The sequence below is a fragment of the Arthrobacter sp. K4-10C genome (genome assembly GCF_059090085.1).
This window is the reverse complement of the sequence record NZ_JBNHFI010000009.1, coordinates 77,238-102,535: the sequence shown is the minus strand read 5'-3', so window position 1 is coordinate 102,535 and position 25,298 is coordinate 77,238. Positions and strand designations below refer to the sequence as shown.

General features: G+C 65.0%; 18 protein-coding genes and 2 tRNA genes. 10 read left to right on the top strand and 10 right to left on the bottom strand.

Annotation, left to right across the window (positions count from 1 at the left end; translation table 11 throughout):
• Positions 1–5 precede the first annotated feature (5 nt).
• Both AC5RUU_RS13885 and AC5RUU_RS13880 read left to right on the top strand, forming a co-directional pair.
• On the top strand, positions 6–779 hold the full coding sequence (locus AC5RUU_RS13885) for a hypothetical protein (protein ID WP_493975784.1): 774 nt from the start codon (positions 6–8) through the stop codon (positions 777–779).
• Between the two features lie 97 nt (positions 780–876).
• Entirely contained in the window at positions 877–1,683 is an 807-nt protein-coding gene (locus tag AC5RUU_RS13880) for a transglutaminase-like domain-containing protein (RefSeq protein WP_493975783.1), read from the top strand.
• On the opposite strand, the gene AC5RUU_RS13875 is transcribed toward AC5RUU_RS13880, so the two are convergent.
• The 8 genes from AC5RUU_RS13875 to bcp all read right to left on the bottom strand — a co-directional run bounded on the left by AC5RUU_RS13875 (position 1,680) and on the right by bcp (position 11,735).
• Positions 1,680–2,141, bottom strand: a complete 462-nt coding sequence (locus AC5RUU_RS13875) for a MarR family winged helix-turn-helix transcriptional regulator (RefSeq protein WP_493975782.1) — start codon at positions 2,139–2,141, stop codon at positions 1,680–1,682. The two genes, AC5RUU_RS13880 and AC5RUU_RS13875, sit on opposite strands and share 4 nt — an antisense overlap.
• Positions 2,141–3,250, bottom strand: coding sequence for an LLM class flavin-dependent oxidoreductase (locus tag AC5RUU_RS13870; RefSeq protein ID WP_493975781.1), 1,110 nt, complete (start codon positions 3,248–3,250; stop codon positions 2,141–2,143). The genes AC5RUU_RS13875 and AC5RUU_RS13870 overlap by 1 nt, the downstream gene beginning before the upstream one ends.
• A gap of 122 nt (positions 3,251–3,372) precedes the next feature.
• Positions 3,373–6,597, bottom strand: coding sequence for an efflux RND transporter permease subunit (locus AC5RUU_RS13865; RefSeq protein ID WP_493975780.1), 3,225 nt, complete (start codon positions 6,595–6,597; stop codon positions 3,373–3,375).
• Between the two features lie 69 nt (positions 6,598–6,666).
• A complete protein-coding gene (locus tag AC5RUU_RS13860) occupies positions 6,667–8,169 on the bottom strand; it encodes a malate:quinone oxidoreductase (RefSeq protein WP_493975779.1) in 1,503 nt (500 codons plus the stop codon).
• Between the two features lie 79 nt (positions 8,170–8,248).
• The gene (locus tag AC5RUU_RS13855) at positions 8,249–9,919 is read right to left on the bottom strand and encodes an ABC transporter substrate-binding protein (RefSeq protein ID WP_493975778.1); all 1,671 of its coding nucleotides are present in this window, start codon (positions 9,917–9,919) and stop codon (positions 8,249–8,251) included.
• Between the two features lie 177 nt (positions 9,920–10,096).
• Positions 10,097–10,777 (bottom strand): fasciclin domain-containing protein, encoded by a 681-nt coding sequence (locus tag AC5RUU_RS13850; protein ID WP_493975777.1) that lies wholly within the window; start codon positions 10,775–10,777, stop codon positions 10,097–10,099.
• Positions 10,778–11,041: 264 nt separating this feature from the next.
• Positions 11,042–11,123 (bottom strand) — tRNA-Leu (locus AC5RUU_RS13845).
• 138 nt (positions 11,124–11,261) lie between these two features.
• Positions 11,262–11,735 carry a thioredoxin-dependent thiol peroxidase gene (gene bcp, locus AC5RUU_RS13840; protein ID WP_493975776.1) on the bottom strand — a complete coding sequence of 158 codons (474 nt, stop codon included), beginning with the start codon at positions 11,733–11,735 and terminating at the stop codon, positions 11,262–11,264.
• Between the two features lie 96 nt (positions 11,736–11,831).
• On the opposite strand from bcp, the gene AC5RUU_RS13835 reads away from it, so the two are divergent.
• Positions 11,832–12,287: a MarR family winged helix-turn-helix transcriptional regulator gene (locus AC5RUU_RS13835; RefSeq protein ID WP_493975920.1), complete on the top strand. Its 456-nt coding sequence runs from the start codon at positions 11,832–11,834 to the stop codon at positions 12,285–12,287.
• 153 nt (positions 12,288–12,440) lie between these two features.
• Here AC5RUU_RS13835 and AC5RUU_RS13830 read toward each other — a convergent pair.
• Positions 12,441–12,516, bottom strand: a tRNA-Lys gene (locus AC5RUU_RS13830).
• Positions 12,517–12,807: 291 nt separating this feature from the next.
• The gene (locus AC5RUU_RS13825; RefSeq protein WP_493975775.1) at positions 12,808–13,896 is read right to left on the bottom strand and encodes a sunset domain-containing protein; all 1,089 of its coding nucleotides are present in this window, start codon (positions 13,894–13,896) and stop codon (positions 12,808–12,810) included.
• 267 nt (positions 13,897–14,163) lie between these two features.
• Between AC5RUU_RS13825 and ilvD the strand changes: the two genes are divergently transcribed.
• The 7 genes from ilvD to AC5RUU_RS13790 all read left to right on the top strand — a co-directional run bounded on the left by ilvD (position 14,164) and on the right by AC5RUU_RS13790 (position 25,291).
• On the top strand, positions 14,164–15,885 hold the full coding sequence (gene ilvD / locus AC5RUU_RS13820) for a dihydroxy-acid dehydratase (RefSeq protein ID WP_493975774.1): 1,722 nt from the start codon (positions 14,164–14,166) through the stop codon (positions 15,883–15,885).
• A 385-nt stretch (positions 15,886–16,270) separates the two neighbouring features.
• Positions 16,271–18,178 carry an acetolactate synthase large subunit gene (locus AC5RUU_RS13815; RefSeq protein WP_493975773.1) on the top strand — a complete coding sequence of 636 codons (1,908 nt, stop codon included), beginning with the start codon at positions 16,271–16,273 and terminating at the stop codon, positions 18,176–18,178.
• A 2-nt stretch (positions 18,179–18,180) separates the two neighbouring features.
• Positions 18,181–18,693 (top strand): acetolactate synthase small subunit, encoded by a 513-nt coding sequence (gene ilvN / locus AC5RUU_RS13810; RefSeq protein WP_050054685.1) that lies wholly within the window; start codon positions 18,181–18,183, stop codon positions 18,691–18,693.
• Between the two features lie 84 nt (positions 18,694–18,777).
• Positions 18,778–19,803 carry a ketol-acid reductoisomerase gene (gene ilvC, locus AC5RUU_RS13805; protein WP_493975772.1) on the top strand — a complete coding sequence of 342 codons (1,026 nt, stop codon included), beginning with the start codon at positions 18,778–18,780 and terminating at the stop codon, positions 19,801–19,803.
• 128 nt (positions 19,804–19,931) lie between these two features.
• Positions 19,932–21,521, top strand: a complete 1,590-nt coding sequence (gene serA / locus AC5RUU_RS13800; RefSeq protein ID WP_493975771.1) for a phosphoglycerate dehydrogenase — start codon at positions 19,932–19,934, stop codon at positions 21,519–21,521.
• 219 nt (positions 21,522–21,740) lie between these two features.
• Positions 21,741–24,539, top strand: a complete 2,799-nt coding sequence (locus tag AC5RUU_RS13795; RefSeq protein WP_493975770.1) for an ABC transporter permease — start codon at positions 21,741–21,743, stop codon at positions 24,537–24,539.
• A complete protein-coding gene (locus AC5RUU_RS13790; protein WP_493975769.1) occupies positions 24,536–25,291 on the top strand; it encodes an ABC transporter ATP-binding protein in 756 nt (251 codons plus the stop codon). Before AC5RUU_RS13795 ends, AC5RUU_RS13790 begins: the two co-directional genes overlap by 4 nt.
• The last annotated feature ends 7 nt before the right edge of the window (positions 25,292–25,298 follow it).

Genomic DNA, 25,298 nt, shown 5'->3' with positions numbered 1-25,298 from the left:
GCTCCATGAGAGGCAAGGCACCGATTCCAGTCCTGTCCCGGGCTTCCCTGCTGGCCGCCGTCGTCGTCCTGGCCGGATGCGCAGATCCGCAAGGGAACGGTCCTGCCTGGACGGCCCAGCCTGAAATCACGTCCGGGCCCGCCGGTGCCACCAGCGGCAACCCGTCACCGGCACCTGCCTCCGGTGACCCTTCCGCCACCGCTTCAGGGCAGACCCCGGCAGCCACGGCGTCTGCCTGGAAGACCTTCTCGGACCCGGGCAAGACCGTAAGCTTCGAGTTGCCGCAGGACTGGATTGCCCAGTCCGTGCCGCCCGGGGAAGGCACCCTGCCCGGCGCACTGAAGATAGAAGTAAAGAAGCCCGACGGCACGTTCATGGCCGCCCTGCGGACGGGACTGCCGCCGTCGTCCAGTGAATGTCCGGACGGCTCACGCCGGGCGTATACCGTGATCAGCAGCGTCCCCGTGGAGGTCTCCGCCCAGGGCGGAGAGGGAACTATCCCGCCCCGCGTGGTCTTCCGGGTGATCCAGGGCTACAAGTACTTCGGCTCCTACGGCATCACGAACGTGGTTGGCGGCGCAGGCAACCAGGCATGCGAGCTCCGGAACATCGTGCGCGGACCGGCCGGCAAGGGGGACTGGTCCTTTGGCGACCTGGTGTCGCTGAAGGCGCTCGCCCTGACGAGAAGGTGGCCCCTGCCAAGGCATTCGACACCCTCGGCCAGGCGGCGGAGTACGCGGGCGACAGCCCCGACTTCGCCAATGTCCAGCGGATGCTAATGTCTCTGGAGATCAAAAACTAGTCCCGATGCCGGGTCCTACAGGTGCCAGGCAAGACGGCGGCTTTTCCTTCCCACGCCGACACCCCCGGAGATTCATGGAACGCTCTGTTTCCGCACGCCTGGCCTTCCGCACTGTAGCCAACACCAAGGTGGCCATGGCTGTCGCAGTGGCGCGGAACAGCGGCTACTCATCCTTCGAAGAATCCCTGTCCGTCATGGCCGGCGGGGAAGAGGTCCCGCTGACCGAGATCGGCGACAACCACGGCGGCCGCTTCCACTACATGGAGTTCCGTGAGCCCTCCGAGGTAACGGTCGAGTACACGGCCACGGTGGCCGGCAGGGGGGAACCGGAGGAGCCCGGCCTGGCCGACCGCATCCGCTACGTCCGTCCCAGCAGGTACGCGGAATCGGACCGGCTGCTGCCCACCGCCTACGCCGAATTCGACAACTTCTCCGGCGCCGACCTGCTGCATGCGGTGCGCAACTGGGTCCACGGCGAACTCCGCTACCTGAGCGGCTCGTCCCGCGGCACGGACGGCGCCGTGGAGACACTCCTCAGCAGGCGCGGCGTGTGCCGGGACTTCGCGCACCTGGCCATCGCACTGCTCCGGTCGAAGGACATCCCGGCCCGGCTGGCGGCTGTGTACGCCCCCGGCCTCAGCCCCATGGACTTCCACGCCGTGGCCGAGGCGTACATCGACGGCGCCTGGCACGTCATCGACCCCACGGGGCTTGCCCCGCGCGAGTCGATGCTGCGCATCACCGCCGGCCGGGACTCCTCCGATACCGCTTTCCTCTCGACGGTGGGCGGCAGCCTGGTCCTCAACCAGCTGAAGGTCACCGCCGTCGTCAACGGCGACCTGCCGGTTGAGGACGCCAGCAGGCTGGTGCAGCTGGGCTAGCGTTTCCCCAGCGACTCCCGGAGCTTGTCCGTCAGGCGCCGAAGCTCCTTCTGTTCCGCCGGGGTCAGCGCGGGACCCACCAGCGCGGAAATGTCGCGCACATGCTCGCGGCCGATCTCCTTCTGGAGTTCCCGCCCTTCGTCCGTGAGTTTGAGTAGGATTCCCCGGCCGTCGTCCGGTGCGGGCGTACGGGCCACCAGCCCGCGTTTCTCCAGCCGCTCCACCAGCCGGCTCAGGCTGGACTGGCTCAAAAGGACGTTGTCATTGAGCTCGTTGAGCCGCAGCCAGCCGGACGGGCAGCGGGAGAGCGTGAACAGGACGTCATACTCATTCACCGCCAGCTTCCGGAAGGCCGGGCCCGACTGCAGCTTGCGCATGACAGCCACCTGGGCCCGGAACAGCGACTCCCAGGTCTCCGCCGCCAGGCGGACGGGCGATTCCGATCCTCCGCCAGCCATCACGCCTCCGCAGACGTCTTCTCGGCGTCCCCGGAAGCCAGCAGCGCGGCCGCGCGGGCTGCGTGCGTCGGCGGCTCGGGGACATGGGCGGGCTTGCGGGCAGCGTACTCCTTGCGCAGGACGGGCAGGACTTCCTCGCCGAACAGGTCCAGCTGCTCCAGCACGGTCTTGAGGGGCAGGCCAGCATGGTCAATCAGGAACAGCTGCCGCTGGTAGTCGCCGAAGTATTCGCGGAAGGTCAGGGTCTTTTCTATGACCTCCTGCGGGCTGCCGACCGTGAGGGGCGTCTGTGCGGTGAAGTCTTCCAGCGACGGTCCGTGCCCGTAGACGGGTGCGTTGTCGAAGTAGGGCCTGAACTCGCGCACTGCATCCTGCGAGTTCTTCCGCATGAAGAACTGGCCGCCCAGGCCGACGATCGCCTGGTCCGCCTTGCCGTGCCCGTAGTGCTCGTAGCGCTCGCGGTAGAGGCCGATCAGCTGCTGGTAGTGCTCCTTCGGCCAAAAGATGTTGTTGGCGAAGAAGCCGTCACCGTAGTAGGCGGCCACTTCCGCGATCTGCGGGGTGCGGATGGAACCGTGCCAGACGAAGGGGGCGACGCCGTCGAGCGGGCGGGGCGTGGAGGTGAAGTTCTGCAGCGGGGTGCGGAACTTCCCGGTCCAGTTCACGGTGTCCTCGTCCCAGAGCCGACGGAGCAGGCTGTAATTTTCGATGGCCAGCTCCACACCATCCTGGATGTTCTTCCCGAACCACGGGTACACCGGTGCTGTGTTGCCGCGGCCCAGGACCAGGTCCACCCGGCCGTCCGCGAGGTGCTGGAGCATCGCGAAGTCCTCGGCGATCTTGACGGGGTCGTTCGTGGTGATCAGCGTGGTGGCCGTCGACAGCGTGATCCGCTCGGTCTGCGCAGCGATGTAGGCGAGGGTGGTGGTGGGGGAGGACGAGAAGAAGGGCCGGTTGTGGTGCTCGCCCAGGGCGTAGACATCCATGCCGATTTCTTCGACCTTCCTGGCGATGGCAACCGAGGCCTTAATCCGCTCATTCTCGGTGGGGGTGCGGCCCGTGGTGGGGTCCGTGGTGATGTCGCTGACGCTGAAAACACCGATCTGCATGATGTGCCTTTCCGTTCCTGGACTTGCTGGCTTGGTTTGAGTGTAAACCAAATTAGATGCATTTGCATCTATCGCGGGGTACAACACAGCAATGCGAAGAATATTCCCTGTCCTGGTCGGGGCTACCCGGGGGATGCGCGGCGTCCGCTGCCCTTTGGCACCACACCGGTGGTCCAGTCGTTGAATTCATCATCCACGTGGGTTGCAACGGCGAACTCAGGGCGCTCCTGCAGCTCCCGGAGCAGTGCCTTCTTCTCGCGCCGGCCCTCCACCAGCCGGTACAGGACCGGCACCAGGACGAGCGTCAGGGCAGTGGAGGAGACCAGCCCGCCGATCACCACCACGGCCAGCGGCTGCGAGATGAAGCCGCCGCCGCCCGTGAGGCCCATTGCCATGGGGGTGAGCGCAAAGACCGTCGCCAGTGCAGTCATCAGGATGGGCCGGAGGCGCTGCCGTGCTCCGTGGGTGATGGCGTCGGCAACGCTCATCCCCGGCCTGCCGTCACGCGGCTGGCGGTACTGGTTAATGAGGTCGATCAGCACGATGGCGTTGGTGACAACAATGCCCACCAGCATGAGCATGCCGATCAGGGATGGCAGGCCAAGCGGGACGCCCGTCACCAGCAGCAACGCCACTGCTCCGGTGGCCGCAAAGGGAACGGAGACCAGCAGGATCAGCGGCTGGACCAGCGACTTGAAGGTGGCCACCATGATCACGTAGACGATGGCGATTGCCGCCAGCAGGGCCAGGCCAAGCTGCCGGAAGGATTCCGCCTGCTGCGTGGTTGCGCCGCCAATTTCGGCCGTCACCCCTGGCGGCAGCTGCACATCGGACAGCCGCTTCTGGACTTCGGCGCTGACGGCACCCAGGTTGGAGCCCGACGGCGTCACTGACACGCGTGCGGTCCGCTGGCCATTGCTGGCGGTGATGGAGACGGGAACGTCCACCTGTTCCACGGAGGCGATGCTGCCCAGCGTCAACGGGCCGCCGGCTCCGGGCAGCGGGATGTTCCGGACTGCGTCGATGCTGGTGAACCGGGTGCCTTGGCCGATCTGCACTGGGAAGTCATCGGTCTCGATCCGGACTTCGCCGGCGGGAATGGGACTGATCGTGGACGCGAGTACTCCGGCCACCTGTTCCTCGTTCAGGCCTGCCGCCACCGCCCTTGCCCTGTCCACTTTCACTTGCACGACGGGCTGGGTGGCGGCAAGGTTGGTCGCCACCTCGCTGCTGCCCGGGACACCGGCCATGGCTGAAACCATTGCGTCGCTGGCTTCCTGGAGGTCGGCGGTGCTGGCGGCCTTGAGGGTGATGTCCACCGTGGAGGACGTGCCAAACCCGCCCTGCTGGGTCCCCACGGAAACCTTGCCGGAGTCCGGCACCCTGGCCAGCACGGAACGTACGGTGTCCTGCAGCTTCACCTGGTCCGCCTTCTCGTCGGTCACCACCGTGAACGTCGAATTCGAGGATCCGGTGGAGATGAGGGCGGCGAACCCGGCCTGGGCGTTGCCGGACGTCACCTGGACGTCCCTGACGCCGTCGATACCGCGGAGCACCTCCTCAAGGCGGACGGCAGCCGCGCTGGTGTCCGCCAGGCTGGTTCCGGCCGGGAGTACCTGGCGGACCGTCAGGCTGTTCTGGCCGGAATTGCCCAGGAGGTTGGTGGCCAGCAGCGGAGCCATGGCAGCGGTTGCGCCGAGCACCAGGACCGCCGCCACCAGTGTGATGACGGGGTGTTTCTGCGTTGACGTGAGGATGGGCAGGTAGCCCCGCTGCAGCCGGCTTCGCTGCTCGGCTTCCTGTGCCTTAGCCCGCGCTTCGGCCGCAAATGCCCGCGCCGTGGGTGAATCCGCCTGTAGCCTTCCGGGCGCCGCGCCGGTATTCCGGAGGAACCAGTAGGCCAAGACGGGAACGATGGTCAGTGAGACCAGCAGCGAGGCCAGGAGCGCCATGGTGACCGTGAGGGCGAAGGGCCGGAACAACTCCCCGGCCAGCTCGCCTACGAAGGCAATGGGGAGGAACACGGCAACAGTGGTCAGGGTGGATGCGGTGATGGCACCGGCTACCTCCCTGATGGCGGTGAGGATGGCCGTGACCTTCTCCTCCCCGTACGTGAGGTGGCGCTTGATGTTCTCGATGACAACAATCGAATCGTCCACCACCCGGCCGATGGCGATGGTGAGCGCACCGAGCGTCAGGATGTTCAGCGAGTAGTTGGTGGCGGACAGCCCGATGAACGTGATCAGCAGGGACAGCGGAATGGAAACCGCGGTCACCAGGGTGGAGCGGGTGGACATCAGGAACACGAGGATGATGGCCACTGCGAAGCCCAGTCCCAGCAGGCCTTCTACGGTCAGGTCCTTGATGGATTTTTCGATGAACGGTGCCTGGTCGAAGACCGGGGTGAACTTGGCGTTGGCGCCCAGTTCGGCCTCCAGGTCGTCCAGCACATCCCGCACAGCGTGCGAGATGGCCACCGTGTCACCCTCGGGTTTCTTGGTGACCGAGACCGCAAGGGTTTCAGCGCCGTTGGTACGGGTGATAGACGTCCGCTCGTCGTCCTGCAGCGACACATCCGCAACGGAGCCAATCGTGGCCGCACCCTTTACTCCCGACAGCGGAAGCGCCTTGATGGCATCGAGTGAATCCACCGGGCTGCCGATCTGCAGGGAGAGCGTCCTGCCCTGGTCCTCCAGCGTTCCGGCCGGCACCAGTGCACCGTTGTTCCCGAGGGCATCCCGGATGGAGGTGATGCTGGCGCCTGCGGCAGCCATAGCGTCAGGGCGGGGAAGTATCTCGATGTGCTGGCTGGCCCCGCCGGTGACGTCGGCGCCCCGGACACCGTCGATCTTCTGCAGCCGTGGCACACTCAGCCGCTGCAGGTCGGCATTGAGCTCGCTGAGCGGTTTATCCGAGGACACAGCCAGGAAAACGATGGGGAAATCGCTGATGCTGCCGGCAATGGCCTGCGGCTGGACGTCCTCCGGCAGGGACCTTTTGGCGTTGGAGATGGCGCGGTCGATCTGGGCGCGCGCCCGGTCCAGGTTCGAACCGTAGGTGAACACCATGGTTATCTGCGAGACGCCGTTGCGCGACGTGGAGGAGGTGGACTCCAGCCCCTCCACGCCGTTCAGCGCAGTCTCCAGCGGCCCGCCCACCTGCTTGTCCACCACCTCCGGGGAAGCTCCAGGCATGGCAGTCAGCACGGTGATCTGCGGGAACTCAATCGAAGGAATAAGCTCCTGCTTCAGCGACGACATGGTGATCACGCCAAAGACGGACGCAAAGACAGTGATCAGTGCGATCAGCGCCCGGTTCGCCAGGGAAAGGTGGGCCAGCCGGAACATCGCATGAACTCCTGGAGGATTGAGGAACTGGTGCGGTGCCGCTGGTGCCGGCCGGCGGTCCTGGCGGGATCAGCGGCCGGCGGAAACGCTCTCCAGCTGGAGGGACTTGGCGGTTGCCTGCTCCAGCGCGATGGCGAGGTCCGGATTCTCATCCAGCTTCACCCCGTAGCCGGGCATCATGTCCTTGAGCTTGGACTGCCAGCCCTTGAAGTTCTTCGGGAACGTCTTCTGCAGCAGTTCGATCATGATGGGAACAGCGGTCGATGCTCCAGGGGACGCACCAAGGAGCGCACCGATGGAGCCGTCACGTCCGGCGATCACTTCAGTACCGAATTGCAGGACACCGCCCTTGTTCGGGTCTTTCTTGATGATCTGTACACGCTGGCCGGCGGTGATCAGTTCCCAGTCGCCGTCCTTGGCTTCAGGGTAGTACTCGCGAAGTGCCTCCACCTTTTCCCCGTGGCGCTTGGCCACTTCCTTGATCAGGTAGGCGGTGAGGTCCATGTTGTCCTTGGCAACGGCGAGCATGGGGATGATGTTGCTTGGACGGATGGACAGTGGAAGGTCCAGGTAGGAGCCGTTTTTGAGGAAGTTGGTGGAGAACCCGGCGTAGGGGCCGAACAGCAGGGAGCGCTTGCCGTCGACGTAGCGGGTGTCAAGGTGCGGGACGGACATCGGCGGAGCGCCCACGGACGCCTGGCCGTACACCTTGGCGCTGTGCTGCGCCGCAATGGTTTCGTCGGTGCAGCGGAAGAACTGGCCGGACACGGGAAAGCCGCCGTAGCCCTTGCTTTCCGGGATTCCGGAGGCCTGGAGCAGGTGGAGGGCGCCGCCGCCGGCACCGACGAAGACGAACTTGGCGTGGATCTTGCCGTGTTCGCCGGACTTCGGATACTTCAGCGACAGGTTCCAGCCGCCGTCGGAAGCGCGCGAAATTCCCGTGACGTCATGGCCGTAGTTGATTTCGACGCCGTTGTTCCCCAGGTAGGTGGTCAACTCGCGGGTCAGTGCCCCGAAGTCGACGTCGGTACCTTCGGCGGCACGCGTGGCGGCAACGCGCTGCTTCGGGTCGCGTCCCTTGACGATCAGGGGTGCCCACTTGGCAATCTGGGCGTGGTCCTCGGAGTACTCCATGCTCCTGAACAGGGTGTGGGGCTTCAGCGCCTCATACCGGGTCTTGAGGAAGCGGGCGTGGTCCTCGCCGATCACGAAGCTCATGTGCGGCACAGTGTTTATGAAGCCCTTGGGTGAACCGATCAGGTTCTGGTCCACCAGGTGCGACCAGAACTGCCGGGAGAGCTGGAACTGTTCGTTGATGAGCAGCGCCTTGGCCGGGTTCACTGAGCCGTCTTTGGCTGCAGGGGAGTAGTTGAGTTCGCAGAGGGCGGCGTGGCCCGTTCCGGCGTTGTTCCACGGGCCCGAGCTTTCCAGGCCGGGCTGGTCCAGCCGCTCGAACAGGGAGATGGTCCAGTTCGGCTCCAGCTGCTTGAGAAATGCCCCCAGGGTGGCGCTCATAATGCCGCCGCCGATCAGGACGACGTCGGCATGTGGGGTCTTGGAAATGAAGGTCACGATCAGTCTCCGATTGCAGCGGCTCTGGCTGTCACAGAATATCCCCGGGCAGCCGACATACTGAAATTGGAACGGCCCGTCAAGGCTTTAGTTGCACCTTCGTGAAAACTTCATTTAAGACCGGTGACGCCGGGTAGCTCAGCACCCGGTCTGACAGGGCCAGCGCGGAGATGGGGAAGGCGATGGGGACAGCCGGAACGGTGGCCGCGATCTGGGCATTAATGGTGTGATATTGCTCATCCCGCTCCTGGCCCTCCGGCATGCTCCGGGCACGGTTGATCTTCGAAAACACCTGCGGATCCTGGTAGCCGAACTCGCCGTTCTTTTCGCCGAACAGGGGGCCCACGAAGTTGTCGGCATCGGAGTACGAGCCGTTCCAGCCGAGGAGGTGGAGGGCATGGTCACCGGGTGACTGGACCTTCTGGAGGTAACCTTCGGACCATTCCACCGGAACCGGCCGGATGTTGAGTCCCGCCGCGGTCAGCTGCCGGCTGAGCTCGGCATAAACCTTCTCGGGCGTTGGCAGGTATGGCCGTGTCACGTTCAGCGGGTAGTAGAACTTGAGTTCCTCGCCGGCGTAGCCGCCCTCTTTAAGGTATTCCTTGGCTTTGGCGGGATCGTGGCCCAGTTCCGGGGCGTCGTTGTTGAAGCCGCTGATCTTCGGCGGGACAAACTGCGTTGCCTTGGCAGTGTTGTCGATGAAGAACTTGCGGATCAGCGTTTCCTTGTCGATCGCCATTTCGATGGCCTGCCGGACCTTCTGGTTCTGCAGCACCGGAACGTCCTGGTTGATGCCCACGTACATGACCGAGAACGGATCGCGCTGGACGATCTGCTTTCCGCGCTTGACCAGTTGGTCAAAATTGCCCACGGTCACGGCGTCGTAACCGTCGATTTTGCCGTCGAGCAGGGCCTGGAGCCGGGTCTGCGGATGGTTGTAGGCCAGGAAGTTGATGGTGGCAATCTGGCCCCTGTCTCCCCAGTAGGCTTTGTTGCTCACCAGAGTGACGCTCTCTGCGTCCCAGGAGCCCAGGCTGAACGGCCCGGTGCCCACCGGGTTCGTGCCGAAGACGGACAGCGGGGGACCGCCGCGGTTCTGGTTGAGGATGTCCGCGGTGCCGGAAGCCAGGGCGGCCGGCGATGCCATGGCGAACGCGGGCAGGGTGAGGGCCTGGAGGAATGCCGTGAACCGCTGGGTGAGATCGATCCGTACCGTGTCCTCGGAGAGGGCGGTGCAGCTCTTGAAGATGGACAGGTCGGGCTCATCCGAGTGGGCTTTGAAGACTCCCTTGAACGAGCTGCCCGGGGCCTGCCGGCGCAGATCCGCGGGGAAGGCGAACCACCGGTTAAAGTTGAAGCAGACGGCGTCGGCGTTGAACGGGGTGCCGTCGTGAAAAGTGACGCCGGCGCGAAGCGTGAAGGTATAGGACCGGCCTTCGTTGGACTCGCTCCACTCCGTGGCCAGAAGGGGTGTTGGCTTGCCCGTGGTCTGGTCAACACCTACCAGTCCTTCGAGGATCTGCCGGGTGATGCGCTGTGACTCCACGTCACTGGAAAGGGCGGGATCGAGTCCCAGGGGCTGTGCGGCCGTGCCGAAATTGAAGGTGGCCGTGGGCTCCGGAGGAGTGGTGGCGCTGGGCGATCCCGACGACGGCGAGGGGGAGGGTGCGGCCGTGCACGAGGCGGCGCCCAGTGCCAGGAGGGCGGCGCCGGCCGTTAGGACCGTCCGCCGCGATGGACTGCTGGGCACTCGTGGATCACCTCTGGATATCGCCGGCTCCGCCGCTTGCGGGCCGGAAAGCCCAGTCTAATTGACAGGCCGGCGGGACCCGGAAAGGCTGCTGCCCCTTGGACGCACAGGCGCCGGGCACCGCGTGTCGCGGTGCCCGGCGTCCCGGATCGTACTGGCTGTGCTGGTATCCGCTGCCTACTTGGGCATCAGTACCGAGTCGATCAGGTACACGGTGGCGTTCTTGGTCTGGACGCCGCCGCAAATCACGTTGGCCCCGTCAACCTTGAGCGCGTCACCGCTGCCGCTGACGGTGACCGTGCCGCCCTGCACTGTTGCATGGGTGCCTGCGATCTTGTCGGGGGCGATCTGGCCGGGGACGACGTGGTAGGTGAGGATCTTGCTCAGGAGCGCGTCGTCGGTCTTCAGTGTCTCAATCGTGGCGGCATCGATCTTGGCGAAGGCCTCATCCACCGGGGCGAATACGGTGAACTCGCCGCCGTTGAGCGTATCCACCAAGTCAACCTTGGGGTTCAGTTGCCCGGAGACAGCCGAGGTGAGGGTTGTCAGGATCGGGTTGTTTGAGGCGGCAACAGCCACCGGATCCAGGGCCATCCCCTCAACCGAGCCGGCGCCGGTAGGAACCTGCTCCGCGTAGGCCGCGCAACCTGGTCCCACCAGGTTGCCTGCAGGGTCCATGGCCGCGGCGGACGGACTTGCCGACGGGGAGGCCGCCATGCTGGAGGCGGCCGCGGACGGGACTTCAGCCGGAGCGGAGGATCCCGTGGTGGTGCCGGACCCGCCACAGGCGGTCAGGCCCAGCAAAGCTGCAGCGGCAACGCCTGCGACGCTGAAGGTTGTGCGCGTGATTGTCTGCATTTCAGTTCTCCTTGGATCTTGGCTTCTGCGTGCCGCGTACGGATGTCCACGGCGTCGGCCTTGTCTGGCTTGCAAGCACCTGCCCCAGGCTGGTGTCTCACTGGCTATTCGGTTGGTGCGCAGAACCGGATGGGTGAATCCAGGAAGTTTTTCGGTGGCGGACGACAATCCTGTCGCTGTGGAAGTACAGGCGCAGGGGTCAGGACACCGGATAAATACAGAAGATCCCCCGGTGCCGGACCGGGGGACCTTCTGTATGTGATGTGCGCAAGGGGGGACTTGAACCCCCACGCCCGAAGGCACAGGAACCTAAATCCTGCGTGTCTGCCAATTTCACCACTCGCGCATGGCCGCCCTGCCGGAGGACGCAATCCCAGTATCTACAAAGAATTCCTAATAGCAGTACCGGAAATACGTACGACGGCGGATGGCAGTTTTCATTGTAGCGTTGCCGGCGGCTTGGCCGGGCCAGGCGGTAAAAGGCTCAGGCGTCAAGCTTCAGGTCACGGCGCAGCTTTGCAACGTGGCCGGTAGCGCGGACGTTGTACTGGGCCAGCGAAACCTTGCCGTCAGGGTCCACCACGATGGTTGACCGGATCAGGCCCTGGTAGGTCTTGCCATAGTTCTTCTTTTCGCCCCAGGCGCCATACGCCTCCGCCACCGCGTGGTCCTCGTCCGCCAGCAGTGGGAAGGTGAGTTCCTCCTTGGCCGCGAATTTGGCCAGCTTTTCCACCGGGTCAGGCGAGATTCCCAGGACGTCGTACCCCGCGGACTGCAGCGAGGCAAGGCTGTCACGGAAGTCGCACGCTTCTTTGGTGCATCCGGGCGTGGAGGCTGCCGGGTAGAAGTAGACGATAGTGTGGCGGCCGTTGCCGGGGGACAGGCTGACGTCCTTGCCGGTGGAATCTTTCAATGTGAAGGCAGGCGCTGTAACGCCGGTAACGAGTCTGTCGGCCATTGTTTTTCTCCTAGTTGCAGGCGGGACACAACAGCCTAGTAAGGGCGAGGGGCCGGTGCTAATCCGCACTTGGCTATACTTGCTGCTATGCCTGATATGGAGCACTGGCCCACGGGACGCCTCTTGTCCACTGCTGCGCGCCTCGTAGAACACTCATGGAACGAAAAACTTGGTGCCATCGGTCTCACGCATGCAGGCGTCATAGCCATTGAGGTTTTGGCCGCCCAGGGACCCATGACCCAGGCACAGCTTGCCCAGTTCGTACGCGTCCAGGCGCAGACCATGGGCAAGACCCTTAGCCGGCTCGAATCCCACGGTCACATCGTGCGCGTCCGCAGCACTTCCGACCGCAGGAGCCACGTAGTGTCCCTCACCGAACGGGGCAAGGAAGCGGCTGCTGCCGCCGTCGAGATGGAGCGCTCTGTCCTCGCCTCTGCGTCCATTGACCCTGAAGTCCTTCGCCAGGAACTCAAGGCCGTGGTCCGGGAACTCGCAAGCCAGTTCGGCACCGTGCCCAGCAACGCGTCGGCCATCATGGAGAATTCACCCTAGGTACGTTTGGCCGTCGGCCGGCCTGGAGAGATTGGCGTGAAGGCAGTTGACTAAACTGCCTTCACGCCTTTTTTAGGCGCTGCCCGCAGCGTGGAGGGCAAAACAAAACAACCCCCGGCTTGCGCTTCCGCAAGCCGGGGGTTGTTTTCCCAATGGTGCACCCCCCGGGACTTGAACCCGGAACCCATTGATTAAGAGTCAATTGCTCTGCCAATTGAGCTAGAGGTGCATCTTTTTGTTTCGATCAGGCGGGCTTTTTCTTTCCCGTTGATCTCCGCAACGACATGAAACTCTACACGAACTTTTGGTGCATGTGAAATCGGGCCTTGCGGTGGAAGGTGGCTCATGCCGGCGGCGGCAAAAGCGGCGGGAAATCAAGGGTTTTCCCCGATTATCAGGCCCGGGCACCTGTCCCAAGGCGTGTCGGATGCTGCCCGCACCAGCCCGCGCCTTCGTGTGAATTGGACCACAGGCCAACCCTGCTGCCGGTGGACCCATAGCTGCCGGTCAGGGACAGTTGCTACAGGCGCTTCCGCCGGGGCGCCCGGAAACCTGCCGCCTCCGCGTGGGCTGCAGACTCAAACCAGACGTCGGCCCTGATTTCCCCGTAGTCGGGGTGCCCTTCCTCGTAGAAGACCATTGCCCCGGCATCGCCCTTAACGCCGTACCCAGCCGGACCGCTGCCGTCGGCGCCCGCTGCGGCCGAGCCCGCTCCATAGGGTTCCGCGGCGGCGAGATGGCCGGCAGCATCCGGTTGGGCACCCGGGCCGGCTCCTGCCTCCCGGCGGTGTTCCGGCATGTCGTGGCCAGTCCCGGTCTCAACAAGGGCCGAGGAATGTGTCCGGTCAAGCGTTTCGGCTTCGGCCGCGGTCTCCGGGATGACGGCGCCGGCAGTGCCTGCAGCTTCGGCCCTCTCGCCGGCGGCGCCGTGCCGGGCTGGAGAATCAACCCCGGTGGCACGTGCCGGTGCCGGGGCGCCGCCGTCGTCACCTTCTTCCACAGCGGCGGTTTCAGCCCCCGGAAGGGTGGGGGCATGCGGTTGTGTGTACTCGGGATGGTGGACGGGGTGTGTGGCCTCCCCGGCAGGATTTTCAGTTTGCCCTTCAGGCTCTGCCGGGATTGCTGCATCCGGTCGGGCGTGTGATGCCGCGGCCGCGCTTGGGCGGGCGGGGGAGGAGCCGCCCGCTTCTGACCACTGGGTTTCCCATTCGGCCTGGTCCTGCTGCCGGCGGTCGTCATGCGGTGCCGCACTGGCGGCTTCCTGGATTACAGCTGCCTGGCTGTCAGGCGCTTCAGCGCTCGAGCCCTCCCTTGTCCGCTCCTGCCGGGGCGCTTCACGAGGGGCCGGTTTCCCTGCCGGTTCATCGTGGACAGTGACTGGTGCCGCAGGCTCAGCGGGACGGCCGAAACCAGCGGCAGGCGCGATGCCCGTTGTGCCTTCGGCCTCGGCGGACGCGGCGGCGCTGCCTGAGGACAATGCCCCGTCAGCCCGCGGAGCCTCGGTGGCTGCCGATCCCTGGGGTGGCTTTTGCGAGTTGCTGCGGTTCAGCAGCCACCACACGATGCCCACGACCACAACAATCAGAATGACCCAGAAAACTGTATCCATGGCTAACCCTTCATTCCGGATGGCAAGGTGTCCTGCCCCCGACGCTACGTGGGGTCCCCAATGCTGTCCAGATTTTCAGTTGTCTGAAAGCTGCAGCGGTAAAGGCCGGGAAAGTGGTAGACGGCAATGCGGCCGGGCATCGCACAGAACACGTGGTCTCGGCATATGGGCCGACAGTCCACTATCTGGAGGAAATATTCCCTATTTTGGGCCCATAGGGGTCCCTACGGTCCTTCCGACCCCGATCAGAGCCATAGACTTTCACCTATGAGTGACACCACCCAGATCGCAACCGAGAATAAGCCTGATATCAAACCCCGGAGCCGGGTCGTAACCGACGGAATCCACGCTGCACCGGCACGTGGCATGTTCCGGGCGGTCGGCATGGGGGACGACGACTTCGCGAAGCCCCAGGTTGGTGTCGCGAGCTCATGGAATGAAATCACTCCCTGCAACCTCTCCCTGAACCGGCTGGCGCAGGGCGCCAAGGAAGGCGTCCATGCCGGCGGTGGATTCCCCATGCAGTTCGGGACCATCTCGGTCTCCGACGGCATTTCCATGGGTCACGAAGGCATGCACTTCTCCCTGGTTTCCCGGGAAGTCATCGCCGACTCCGTTGAGACAGTCATGCAGGCTGAACGCATCGACGGTTCCGTGCTGCTGGCCGGCTGTGACAAGTCCCTTCCCGGCATGCTGATGGCTGCCGCCCGCCTGAACCTCTCCAGCGTCTTTCTCTACGCAGGCTCCATCATGCCCGGCTGGGTCAAGCTGGAGGACGGCTCCGAGAAGGAAGTCACCCTCATCGACGCCTTCGAGGCGGTGGGCGCCTGCGCCGCCGGCAAGATGAGCATGGAAGACCTGACCCGCATCGAAAAGGCCATCTGCCCGGGTGAAGGCGCCTGCGGCGGCATGTACACAGCCAACACCATGGCCTGCATCGGCGAGGCCCTCGGCATGTCCCTGCCCGGATCGGCCGCACCTCCCTCGGCAGACCGGCGTCGTGACGAATTCGCGCGCAAGTCCGGCGAAGCGGTGGTCAACCTGCTGCGCCAGGGCATCACTGCCCGCGACATCATGACCAAGAAGGCCTTCGAAAACGCCATCGCCGTCACCATGGCCTTCGGCGGATCCACCAACGCCGTCCTGCACCTGCTGGCCATCGCCCGCGAGGCGGAGGTGGAACTGACACTGGACGACTTCAACCGCATCGGCGACAAGATCCCGCACCTCGGTGACCTGAAGCCGTTCGGCCGCTACGTGATGACCGACGTCGACAAGATCGGCGGCGTCCCCGTGATCATGAAGGCACTGCTCGACGCCGGCCTGCTGCACGGCGACTGCCTCACCGTGACGGGCAAGACGGTGGCCGAGAACCTCGATGCCATCAACCCGCCGGACGTGGACGGCAAGATCCTGCGCGCACTGGACAACCCGATCCACAAGACGGGCGGGATCACCATCCTGCACGGCTCACTGGCTCCGGAAGGGGCCGTCGTTAAGAGCGCCGGCTTCGACGCCGACGTCTTCGAAGGCACTGCCCGCGTGTTCGAACGCGAACAGGGTGCCCTGGATGCGCTGGACAACGGCCAGATCCAGAAGGGCGACGTGGTGGTCATCCGTTACGAAGGGCCCAAGGGCGGCCCCGGCATGCGCGAAATGCTCGCCATCACCGGCGCCATCAAGGGCGCCGGACTGGGCAAGGACGTCCTGCTCCTTACCGACGGCCGGTTCTCCGGCGGCACCACGGGCCTGTGCATCGGGCACGTAGCGCCGGAAGCAGTCGACGGCGGCCCCATCGCCTTCGTCAAGGACGGCGACCGGATCCGGGTGGATATCGCTGCCCGCAGCTTCGACCTGCTGGTTGACGAAGCCGAGCTCGAAGCCCGCAAGGCGGGCTGGGAGCCGCTGCCGGCGAGGTACACCAAGGGTGTCCTGGCCAAGTACGCCAAGCTGGTGCACAGCGCCAGCACAGGCGCATACTGCGGATAATACCCAAGTACCTCAAGCCTCCGGCGGTGGACGCGACCGCCGGAGGCGACAGGGCTTAATAAGGGCTGATCCCGGGGCCCGGGGCGGACGGCGCTCGCCCGGAGGTTCGGGGTAGGATCAGCACGTGGACAATGACGTCCACATGGTGAGATCGGGTAGTGGCGCGTTGACACCCATCCCACCAGAGGGAAAACTGAACGCATGACTTTCGTTACCAGCTGCGCCGCTGCAGATGCAGTCGTCGTCCTTACCAAGCGCGTGGCACTATAGCCTCGTCTGGTAACGAACCGTCACGCGCAAACCCCTCGAAGAGCCGCCAGGCTGAGGGGTTTTTTTATTTCCCGCAGTTTCCATGAACCACAGATGATCCCCAAGGAAGAGTCCGATGAGCAAAGGATCGCCGATCAGCCCCTCGCTGTTGGCTACCAAGTCCACTGGAGCCACCAAGGCTCCGGAACGCGCCGACCGGACGGCTGACCATGCCGCCGCCGTCGCCGACCTTGCTGCCGCCTCTCCTGTCATTGGGCCGAACAACGTTGTACCCCCAACGGTCATGACCGGCTCGCAAGCTATTGTCCGCTCGCTCGAAGAACTCGGCGTCGACGATATTTTCGGTTTGCCTGGTGGAGCGATCCTGCCCACCTACGACCCCTTGATGGCCTCCACCATGAATCACGTGCTGGTCCGTCACGAACAGGGAGCCGGCCACGCCGCGCAAGGCTACGCCATGGTCACCGGACGGGTTGGCGTCTGCATCGCCACCTCGGGTCCGGGTGCCACCAACCTCGTTACCGCGATCATGGACGCCCATATGGACTCCGTGCCGCTGGTGGCCATCACCGGCCAGGTGTCCAGCGGCGTGATTGGCACCGACGCTTTCCAGGAAGCCGACATCGTGGGCATCACCATGCCCATCACCAAGCACTCCTTCCTGGTTACCGACCCCAACGACATCCCGCACGTCATGGCCGAGGCATTCCACCTCGCATCCACCGGCCGTCCCGGCCCGGTGCTGGTGGACGTTGCCAAGGACGCGCAGGTGGGCCAGATGACCTTCTCCTGGCCGCCCAAGGTTGACCTGCCCGGCTACCGCCCTGTTACCCGGGGCCACAACAAGCAGGTGCGCGAGGCCGCAAAGCTCATCGCCGCTTCCACAAAACCCGTCCTGTACGTGGGCGGCGGCGTGGTCAAGGCGCACGCCAGCGCCGAACTGCTGGCCCTCGCAGAGGCCACCGGTGCACCCGTGGTGACCACGCTGATGGCCAAGGGTGTCTTCCCCGACTCTCACCCCCAGCACGTGGGCATGCCAGGCATGCACGGCAGTGTTTCCGCCGTCACCGCCCTGCAGCAGGCCGACCTCCTGATCACCCTGGGGGCAAGGTTCGACGACCGCGTCACCGGAGTGCTCAAGACGTTCGCGCCGATGGCCAAGGTCATCCACGCCGACATCGACCCCGCGGAAATTTCCAAGAACCGTACAGCCGATGTCCCCATCGTGGGATCGGTCAAGGAAATCATTCCGGAGCTGACGGACGCGGTGCGGGGGCAGTTCGACGCGACCGGCGCGCCGGACCTGACCACCTGGTGGGCATTCCTGAACAACCTCAAGGAAACCTATCCGCTTGGCTGGACCGAACCCGAAGACGGCCTGACCGCTCCCCAAAAGGTCATCGAGCGCATTGGCGCCCTCACCGGCCCCGAAGGCGTATACGTGGCCGGCGTGGGCCAGCACCAAATGTGGGCTGCGCAGTTCATTAAGTACGAGCGTCCGCACGCCTGGCTTAATTCGGGCGGTGCCGGAACCATGGGCTATGCCGTTCCGGCGGCCATGGGCGCCAAGGTGGGGGAGCCGGACCGGGTGGTCTGGGCCATCGACGGCGACGGCTGCTTCCAGATGACCAACCAGGAACTGGCCACCTGCGCCATCAATAACATCCCCATCAAGGTTGCCGTCATCAACAACTCCTCGCTGGGGATGGTGCGCCAGTGGCAGACCCTCTTCTACGAAGGCCGCTATTCCAACACCGACCTCAACACCGGACATGACACCGTCCGCATCCCCGACTTCGTCAAGCTGGGCGAGGCCTACGGCTGCGCCTCTTTCCGCTGCGAACGCGACGAGGACATCGACGCCACCATCCAGAAGGCCCTGGAGATCAACGACCGCCCCGTGGTCATCGATTTCGTGGTCAGCCCCAACTCAATGGTGTGGCCGATGGTGCCCGCCGGCGTGAGCAATGACCAGATCCAGGTTGCCCGCAACATGACCCCCGAATGGGAAGAAGAGGACTGACCATGAGCCGCCACACCCTGTCCGTCCTTGTCGAAGACAAGCCCGGCGTCCTGACCCGCGTCGCGAGCCTCTTTGCCCGCCGTGCCTTCAACATCAATTCCCTGGCCGTCGGCCCCACCGAAGTGCCGGGCATCTCCCGCATGACGGTGGTCGTCGACGCCGACGGCGACCTGATCGAACAGGTCACCAAGCAGCTCAACAAGCTGATCAACGTCATCAAGATCGTTGAGCTGACCTCCGAATCTTCCGTACAGCGCGACCACATCCTGGTTAAAGTACGTGCGGATGCCGCAACACGTCTGCAAGTGACCCAGGCCGCAGACCTGTTCCGCGCCTCAGTGGTGGACGTGTCCACCGACTCCGTCGTCATTGAGGCGACCGGCCACCCCGAAAAGCTCACGGCACTGCTTTCCGTGCTGGAGCCCTTCGGTATCCGCGAAATCGTGCAGTCCGGCACCCTGGCCGTTGGACGGGGATCCCGCTCCATGAGTGACCGGGCGCTGCGTTCCGCCTAGGCACCTGCCCAGGCATGCGCTCCGCCCGGAACCGCAAGCACCACACCACCTATCTACCAAAAACACTCAAGAGGAGTTACGCAAGTGACTGAAATGTTCTACGACGACGACGCCGACCTGTCGATCATCCAGGGCCGCAAGGTAGCCATCGTTGGCTACGGCTCGCAGGGCCACGCCCACGCCCTCAACCTGCGCGATTCCGGCGTCGAGGTTGTCATCGCCCTGCAGGAGGGTTCCAAGTCCAGGGCCAAGGCCGAGGACGCAGGCTTCACCGTGAAGAATGTCGCCGACGCCGCCGAGTGGGCCGACGTCATCATGATCCTGGCGCCGGACCAGCACCAGCGCTCGATCTACAACGAGTCCATCAAGGACAAGCTGGCCCCGGGCAAGGCCCTGGCTTTCGCCCACGGGTTCAACATCCGCTTCGGTTACATCCAGGCACCGGAGGGCGTTGACGTCATCCTGGTTGCCCCGAAGGCGCCCGGCCACACCGTGCGCCGCGAATTCGAAGCCGGCCGTGGCATCCCGGACATCATCGCCGTCGAGCAGGACGCCTCCGGTTCCGCCTGGGAGCTGGCCAAATCCTACGCCAAGGCCATCGGCGGCACCCGCGCCGGCGTTATCAAGACCACCTTCACCGAGGAGACCGAAACGGACCTCTTCGGCGAGCAGTCCGTCCTGTGCGGCGGCGTGTCCCAGCTGATCCAGTACGGCTTCGAAACCCTGACCGAAGCCGGCTACCAGCCGCAGATTGCCTACTTCGAGGTGCTCCACGAGCTCAAGCTCATCGTTGACCTCATGTGGGAAGGCGGCATCGCCAAGCAGCGCTGGAGCGTCTCCGATACCGCAGAGTACGGCGACTACGTCTCCGGCCCGCGCGTCATCACCCCGGAGGTGAAGGAAAACATGAAGGCCGTCCTGGCCGACATCCAGTCCGGCGCCTTCGCCAAGCGTTTCATCGAGGACCAGGACAACGGCGGCATCGAGTTCAAGGAGCTGCGCGCCAAGGCCGAGCAGCACCCCATCGAGGCTGTTGGCCGCGAACTGCGCTCCCTGTTCTCCTGGCAGCAGCAGGACGTGGACTACGTGGAAGGCTCCGCAGCCCGCTAAGGCTGCCGGTGACTTAACCCTTATCAAGGGCTACGTTGAGGCCGGGTTCACACTTAACAATGTGAGCCCGGCCTTTCCGTCGGCCTAGACTTGTTCCATCCCCAGGACTGCAACGCAGAGGATCAGCCGTGTCAAAACCCGTAGTACTGCTCGCCGAAGAACTTTCCCCCGCCACCGTCGAGGCCCTTGGCCCGGACTTCGAAATCCGCCAGACCGACGGCGCCGACCGTTCCCAGCTGCTCTCGGCGATCAGTGACGTTGACGCCATCCTGGTCCGCTCCGCGACCCAGGTCGACGCTGAGGCCATTGCCGCTGCAAAGAACCTGAAGGTCATCGCCCGGGCCGGCGTGGGGCTGGACAACGTTGACATCAAGGCCGCCACCCAGGCCGGCGTCATGGTGGTCAATGCCCCTACCTCCAACATCGTGTCCGCTGCTGAACTCACCGTAGGCCACATCCTGAGCCTGGCCCGCCACATTCCGCAGGCCAGCGCCGCCCTCAAGGACGGCGAATGGAAGCGCTCCAAGTACACGGGCATCGAACTGTTCGAAAAGAAGATCGGCATCATCGGCCTCGGCCGGATCGGTGCCCTGGTTGCCGCCCGCCTCAAGGGTTTCGACACCAAGATCCTCGCGTACGACCCCTACATCACCTCTGCCCGCGCCGCGCAGCTCGGCGTCCAGCTGGTCACCCTGGATGAGCTCCTGGCCCAGTCCGACTTCATCACCATCCACATGCCCAAGACCCCGGAGACGGTGGGCATGCTCGGCGCGGATGCCTTCAAGAAGATGAAGAACACCGCCTACGTGGTCAACGTGGCACGCGGCGGCCTGGTGGACGAGGAAGCACTCTTCACTGCCTTGCAGGACGGCGAAATCGCCGGCGCCGGCGTTGACGTGTTCGCCAAGGAGCCGAGCACCGACCTTCCGTTCTTCAAGCTGGACAACGTTGTGGTCACCCCGCACCTGGGTGCCTCCACCGACGAAGCCCAGGAAAAGGCGGGCGTCTCCGTAGCAAAGTCAGTGCGCCTGGCCCTGGCCGGGGAACTGGTTCCGGACGCCGTGAACGTGGCTGGCGGCGTCATCGCCCCCGATGTGCGCCCGGGCATCCCGCTGATCGAGAAGCTGGGCCGTATCTTCACCGCCCTGACCCACGATTCCCTGACCCAGTTCGACGTGGAGGTTGCGGGCGAGATCTCATCGCTCGACGTCAAGGTCCTGGAGTTGGCAGCCCTAAAGGGCATCTTCGCCGACGTCGTGACCGAGCAGGTGTCCTACGTCAACGCCCCGGTCATCGCCGAGCAGCGCGGCATCAACGTCCGCCTGATCACCACTCCGGAAACCGAGTCCTACCGCAACGTCCTGACACTGCGCGGCGCCCTCAGCGACGGCAGCCAGATTTCCGTGGCCGGCACCCTGACCGGGCCCAAGCAAATCCAAAAGCTCGTGGGCATCAACGGCTTCGAGGTTGAAATCCCCATCAGCGAGCACGTCGTGGTGGTGGGCTACACCGACCGGCCCGGCGTCATCGGGACCATTGGCCACATCCTGGGCATGAACAACATCAACATCGCCGGCATGCAGGTTGCCCGCCACGACCAGGGCGGCCAGGTCCTTGCGCTGCTCACCGTTGACAGCTCAGTGCCGCAGCAGGTCCTTGACGCCATCAAGGCCGGCATCGGCGCCGAGATGGTCCGGGAAGTGGACCTGGAGGACTAGCGAACCCCAAAGACTGGGAAACGCCGTACCGACGGCCGCCGCCCGGCGTGTCCTGGCGGGGCCACATAAGATTGGCCGGTCTGCTTACAATGGCTTGGTCCTGGTTCAGGACCGGGCCGGCAGGCCGGCCAATATCTTTTGCACATCCGTCCGTAGTCGTCCATGTCCGCCGCGGGCGGGCACGAATGTGCGCACGCAATCCAGGTTTCAGGGAGTTCCATGAACGCCGTCCAGAGGTTCATCAGAAGCAGGGTGCTGCTGTTGACCGCTGCCATTCTGATCGCAGCTATGTGCTTGTCGGTCCTCGTCCAAAGCCAGTCGCAGGCTGCACTCAACCGGACCGTGGATGAAAATTCACGGGGCCTCTACGACGTCCTGGTCCAGGCCAAGGCGCCCGCGGGAGCGCTGCTGCAGCCCGAAATCGCCAACGGTACCGGTGGCATCAGCTTCGAGCAGTTGGAGTCGATCAAGAAGCTGTCCGGCACCTCTGTGGCCGCACCCATCAGCCTGGTCTCCCGCGTGACGCAGAACCTGGAAGCCCCGCGCCTGGACGCCATGGATTACCTCGGCTACAACGCCGGGCTCGCCGGCACCGCCACCGCAGACCAGGCGGCGGGTGCCACGGCCCCGGACAAGTGGCCCGCCGCCGAATCGGTGCTCAGCGACGGAACCAGGAAGTACCGCCTCACGGCCAGCGCGGTTAGCTCCGACGGCGTCTCCGAACAGACATTGTTCAAGTCCACAGCCGAGGGAACGCTGGGCAAGGCGAAACTTGTGGAAGAACTGGCCGCCGGCGGCAGCAGCATCCGGATCGCAGCACCCGAAGGCGAAACAGGCATCAAGTTCCCCGCCCCTGCCGGCGGGTCCGAGCACAACCTGTTCAACCTGTCCGTGTCCCTGCCCCTCGCCCCCGAGGTCACGGAATCAGTGGTGGCCGTGGATCCGGCGGCGGAACGTGCGCTGCTGGGTTCCGCCGGCGACTTCCTGGCCCCGCTCGAAAAGGCGCCGCCCGCCGACGCCCGTAACGCCGGAGCCATCGGCCGCTACTTCGAAGGCCTGTTCACCAACGGTATCGGCCTTGACCAGCTGGAAGAAGGACCGGACTTCCTGGGCGTCAAGCTCAAGTACTGGGCCCCCCTGATGACGCAGTACCAGCAGGCAAAGCGCAACGGCCAGCTCACCGCTGACTCCCAGGCGATCCCGCTGATCGTGCGCTCGGGCACCTCGCTGGACCTGAAGTACAACGTGAAGATCGAAGAGATTGACGACGCCGGCAAAGTGGTCAAGGACGTCGGCACCGTCTCCCGGTCGCTGGACAAGGATTACCTGCCGTTCGTTTCCAAGGATCCGTTCGTGCTGTCATGGCCCGGTTCCACCGACCATTCATCCCTCCTTGGCGCCACCGGCAACTTCAACCAGGGCCTTTACACCCCTGCCACCTGGAGCACGGACTTTGCCGCGGCCCCGAAGTACAGCGACGGCGAGGCTGCGGCCAACGGCGCTGTGGAGAAGTCGGCCGTTCCCGGGGAGTGGGTCACCGTTAATCGCCTGCCGGAGAAGAGCGCCAACGGCACGCCGGTGGACCAGACCCAGCGCGAACCCGTGGACGAGCGCTCCTACCGCGAGAACCTGGCCACGGGGGAGCAAAAGGCAGCAGCCCCGCTGGCCATGGTCTACGGAACCTTCGATCCCGCCGCCGTGGCCGAGGCCGCTGGCGACGTCAACAAGCTGCCCCTTGGCGGTTACGACCCCACTCCGTTCACCCTGGTCAAGGACGCCGAAGGCAAGGATGTGCCGGCCACGCAGCTTGAGCCGTCCCTGAGTGCGACCGGCCTCGCCAGCCAGTCCGCAGGTGCCATTACCGACTACTACGGGCTCGCCGCTGCCCGCGGCTACACCGACAACGCAGCCGTCATCGACGCCGTCCGCGTCCGCGCCAAGGCGCCGGGAAGCTGGAAGGAAGCCCAGCCGGAGGTTGAGAAGCTCGCCGGCGAAATCCGGGCCATGGGCCTGGAAGCCACCGTCGTCGCCGGCTCCGCGCGTGAGGACGCCAGCATCTTCGTCCCCGGCTATTCCAAGGACGACGCCGGCAAGGAGTCCGCGCTGGGCACGGTCCAGCAGTCCTGGGTGCGGCAGAACGCAGCCGAAGCCGTGACGGGCTCGCTGTCCGGAACCAACGTCACCCTGCTCTTCCTGACCCTGTGCGGTGCTGCGCTGCTGACGGGGGCATCAACCGTGAGCTACATCCGCAAGCGGCGCAGCGAGGCCGGCACCCTCCGGGCCATGGGATGGACGCAGCGGCGGATCCGGAGCTGGGTGCTGGAGGAATTCGGCGTCGGCGCGGTGCTGCTGGCTGTTGCCGGCCTCGTCCTGAGCCTGGTCAGCTGGAGCCTGGCCACTGCCCTGGTATGCGCTGCCGTCCTGGTGCTGTACGTCGGCGCCGCGTTGTTCGCCGCGCAGCAGCTCCGCCACCGCGACGTGATCGACCAGGAGCCGCAGCACGACGAGCGGCTCATTCCGGTGGACTCGCCTTTGACGTTCGCCAACCGCCAGCTGGGCACCAACAAGTTCAACACCCTGGCCCTGGCTGTGGCCGTGGGCGTCTTCGGCGCCGCGGTAGGCGGGTTGATCGCGTTGCTGATCGACATCCCGCGGGCGGCCGGAGCGAGCGCCCTGAGCGGGCTTGCCGCTGCCAGCGTGGCCCTGCCGAGCATCCTCCTGGCGCTGGCTGGCGTGCTGGTTGGCCTGGTGCTGACCCTCGTGACGGGCAGGTTCGAGCTGAACGCCAAGCGGCAGTACCTCAGCATCCTTGAGGCAATGGGGTGGAACCCGGATATGCTCCGCCAGGTACGCCTGTTCGAAAACGCGCTCGTGGGAACCGTGGCCCTGCCGCTGGGCGTGCTGGGCGCCCTGGGCATCGGCCTCCTGCTGGCTCCTTATGCCGCATTGTGGGCGGGCGTCGCCGGCCTTGTGGCTGTACTTTGCTGGATACCGATTGCAACGAAAGTGGTCCAATGACAAACCCGACCAATGTCCAGCGGAGCCGCAGGAGCGGCTCCGGCGAGGTTCCCCTGCAGACCCGCGCCAATACCATCGTCAAGGCGGCTGACCACGCCACCCCGCTGGAACTGAGCGACATCACCATCCGCTACGGCGGCGGCAAGGGCGGTGCTGAGCCGGTCAGCGTGGTGGAGGGCTTCGACCTGACGCTGCACGCGGGCGAGATGCACTGCGTCGCCGGCCGAAGCGGCTCCGGCAAGACAAGCATCCTCACCGTGGGCGCGGGACTTACGCTGCCGACGTCGGGCCGCGTCTTCTGGGAAGGCGATTCCCTTGAGAGCATGGGAGACGACGAAATTGCCGACCGCCGTCGTGCCCTCATCGGCTACGTCGACCAGGGTGGCGCCCTGATCGACGGCATGAGCGCCCTTGAGAATGTCCTCCTGCCCGCAGTTCCCGACGGCGAAGTTGACCAGCGCCGGGACATGGCCAAGGACCTCCTGGACCTGGTTGGCCTTGGCCGCCGCATGCGGCACCGTCCGGCGCAGCTGTCCGGCGGTGAGCGCCAGCGGGTGGCCATTGCCCGCGCGCTGATCCTGGGCACCAGGGTCCTGGTCGTGGATGAGCCCACAGCCAGCCTGGACCGCGCGTCCGCCAACCGCATTATCAGCATCCTGAAAGACACCACGTCCGATGGCATTGCCGTGCTGGTTGCCTCACACGACCACGAACTGGTCCGGCTCAGCGATACCCTGACTGAACTGATCTAGCCCGTCC

Coding starts and splice junctions, on each gene's coding strand:
- AC5RUU_RS13850 (WP_493975777.1), bottom strand. CDS start 10,777: ATGCAGACAATCACGCGCACAACCTTCAGCGTCGCAGGCGTTGCCGCT.
- AC5RUU_RS13835 (WP_493975920.1), top strand. CDS start 11,832: ATGGAGCACTGGCCCACGGGACGCCTCTTGTCCACTGCTGCGCGCCTC.
- bcp (WP_493975776.1), bottom strand. CDS start 11,735: ATGGCCGACAGACTCGTTACCGGCGTTACAGCGCCTGCCTTCACATTG.
- AC5RUU_RS13790 (WP_493975769.1), top strand. CDS start 24,536: ATGACAAACCCGACCAATGTCCAGCGGAGCCGCAGGAGCGGCTCCGGC.
- AC5RUU_RS13825 (WP_493975775.1), bottom strand. CDS start 13,896: ATGGATACAGTTTTCTGGGTCATTCTGATTGTTGTGGTCGTGGGCATC.
- ilvN (WP_050054685.1), top strand. CDS start 18,181: ATGAGCCGCCACACCCTGTCCGTCCTTGTCGAAGACAAGCCCGGCGTC.
- AC5RUU_RS13885 (WP_493975784.1), top strand. CDS start 6: ATGAGAGGCAAGGCACCGATTCCAGTCCTGTCCCGGGCTTCCCTGCTG.
- AC5RUU_RS13880 (WP_493975783.1), top strand. CDS start 877: ATGGAACGCTCTGTTTCCGCACGCCTGGCCTTCCGCACTGTAGCCAAC.
- AC5RUU_RS13870 (WP_493975781.1), bottom strand. CDS start 3,250: ATGCAGATCGGTGTTTTCAGCGTCAGCGACATCACCACGGACCCCACC.
- AC5RUU_RS13815 (WP_493975773.1), top strand. CDS start 16,271: ATGAGCAAAGGATCGCCGATCAGCCCCTCGCTGTTGGCTACCAAGTCC.
- AC5RUU_RS13875 (WP_493975782.1), bottom strand. CDS start 2,141: ATGGCTGGCGGAGGATCGGAATCGCCCGTCCGCCTGGCGGCGGAGACC.
- AC5RUU_RS13795 (WP_493975770.1), top strand. CDS start 21,741: ATGAACGCCGTCCAGAGGTTCATCAGAAGCAGGGTGCTGCTGTTGACC.
- ilvD (WP_493975774.1), top strand. CDS start 14,164: ATGAGTGACACCACCCAGATCGCAACCGAGAATAAGCCTGATATCAAA.
- AC5RUU_RS13865 (WP_493975780.1), bottom strand. CDS start 6,597: ATGTTCCGGCTGGCCCACCTTTCCCTGGCGAACCGGGCGCTGATCGCA.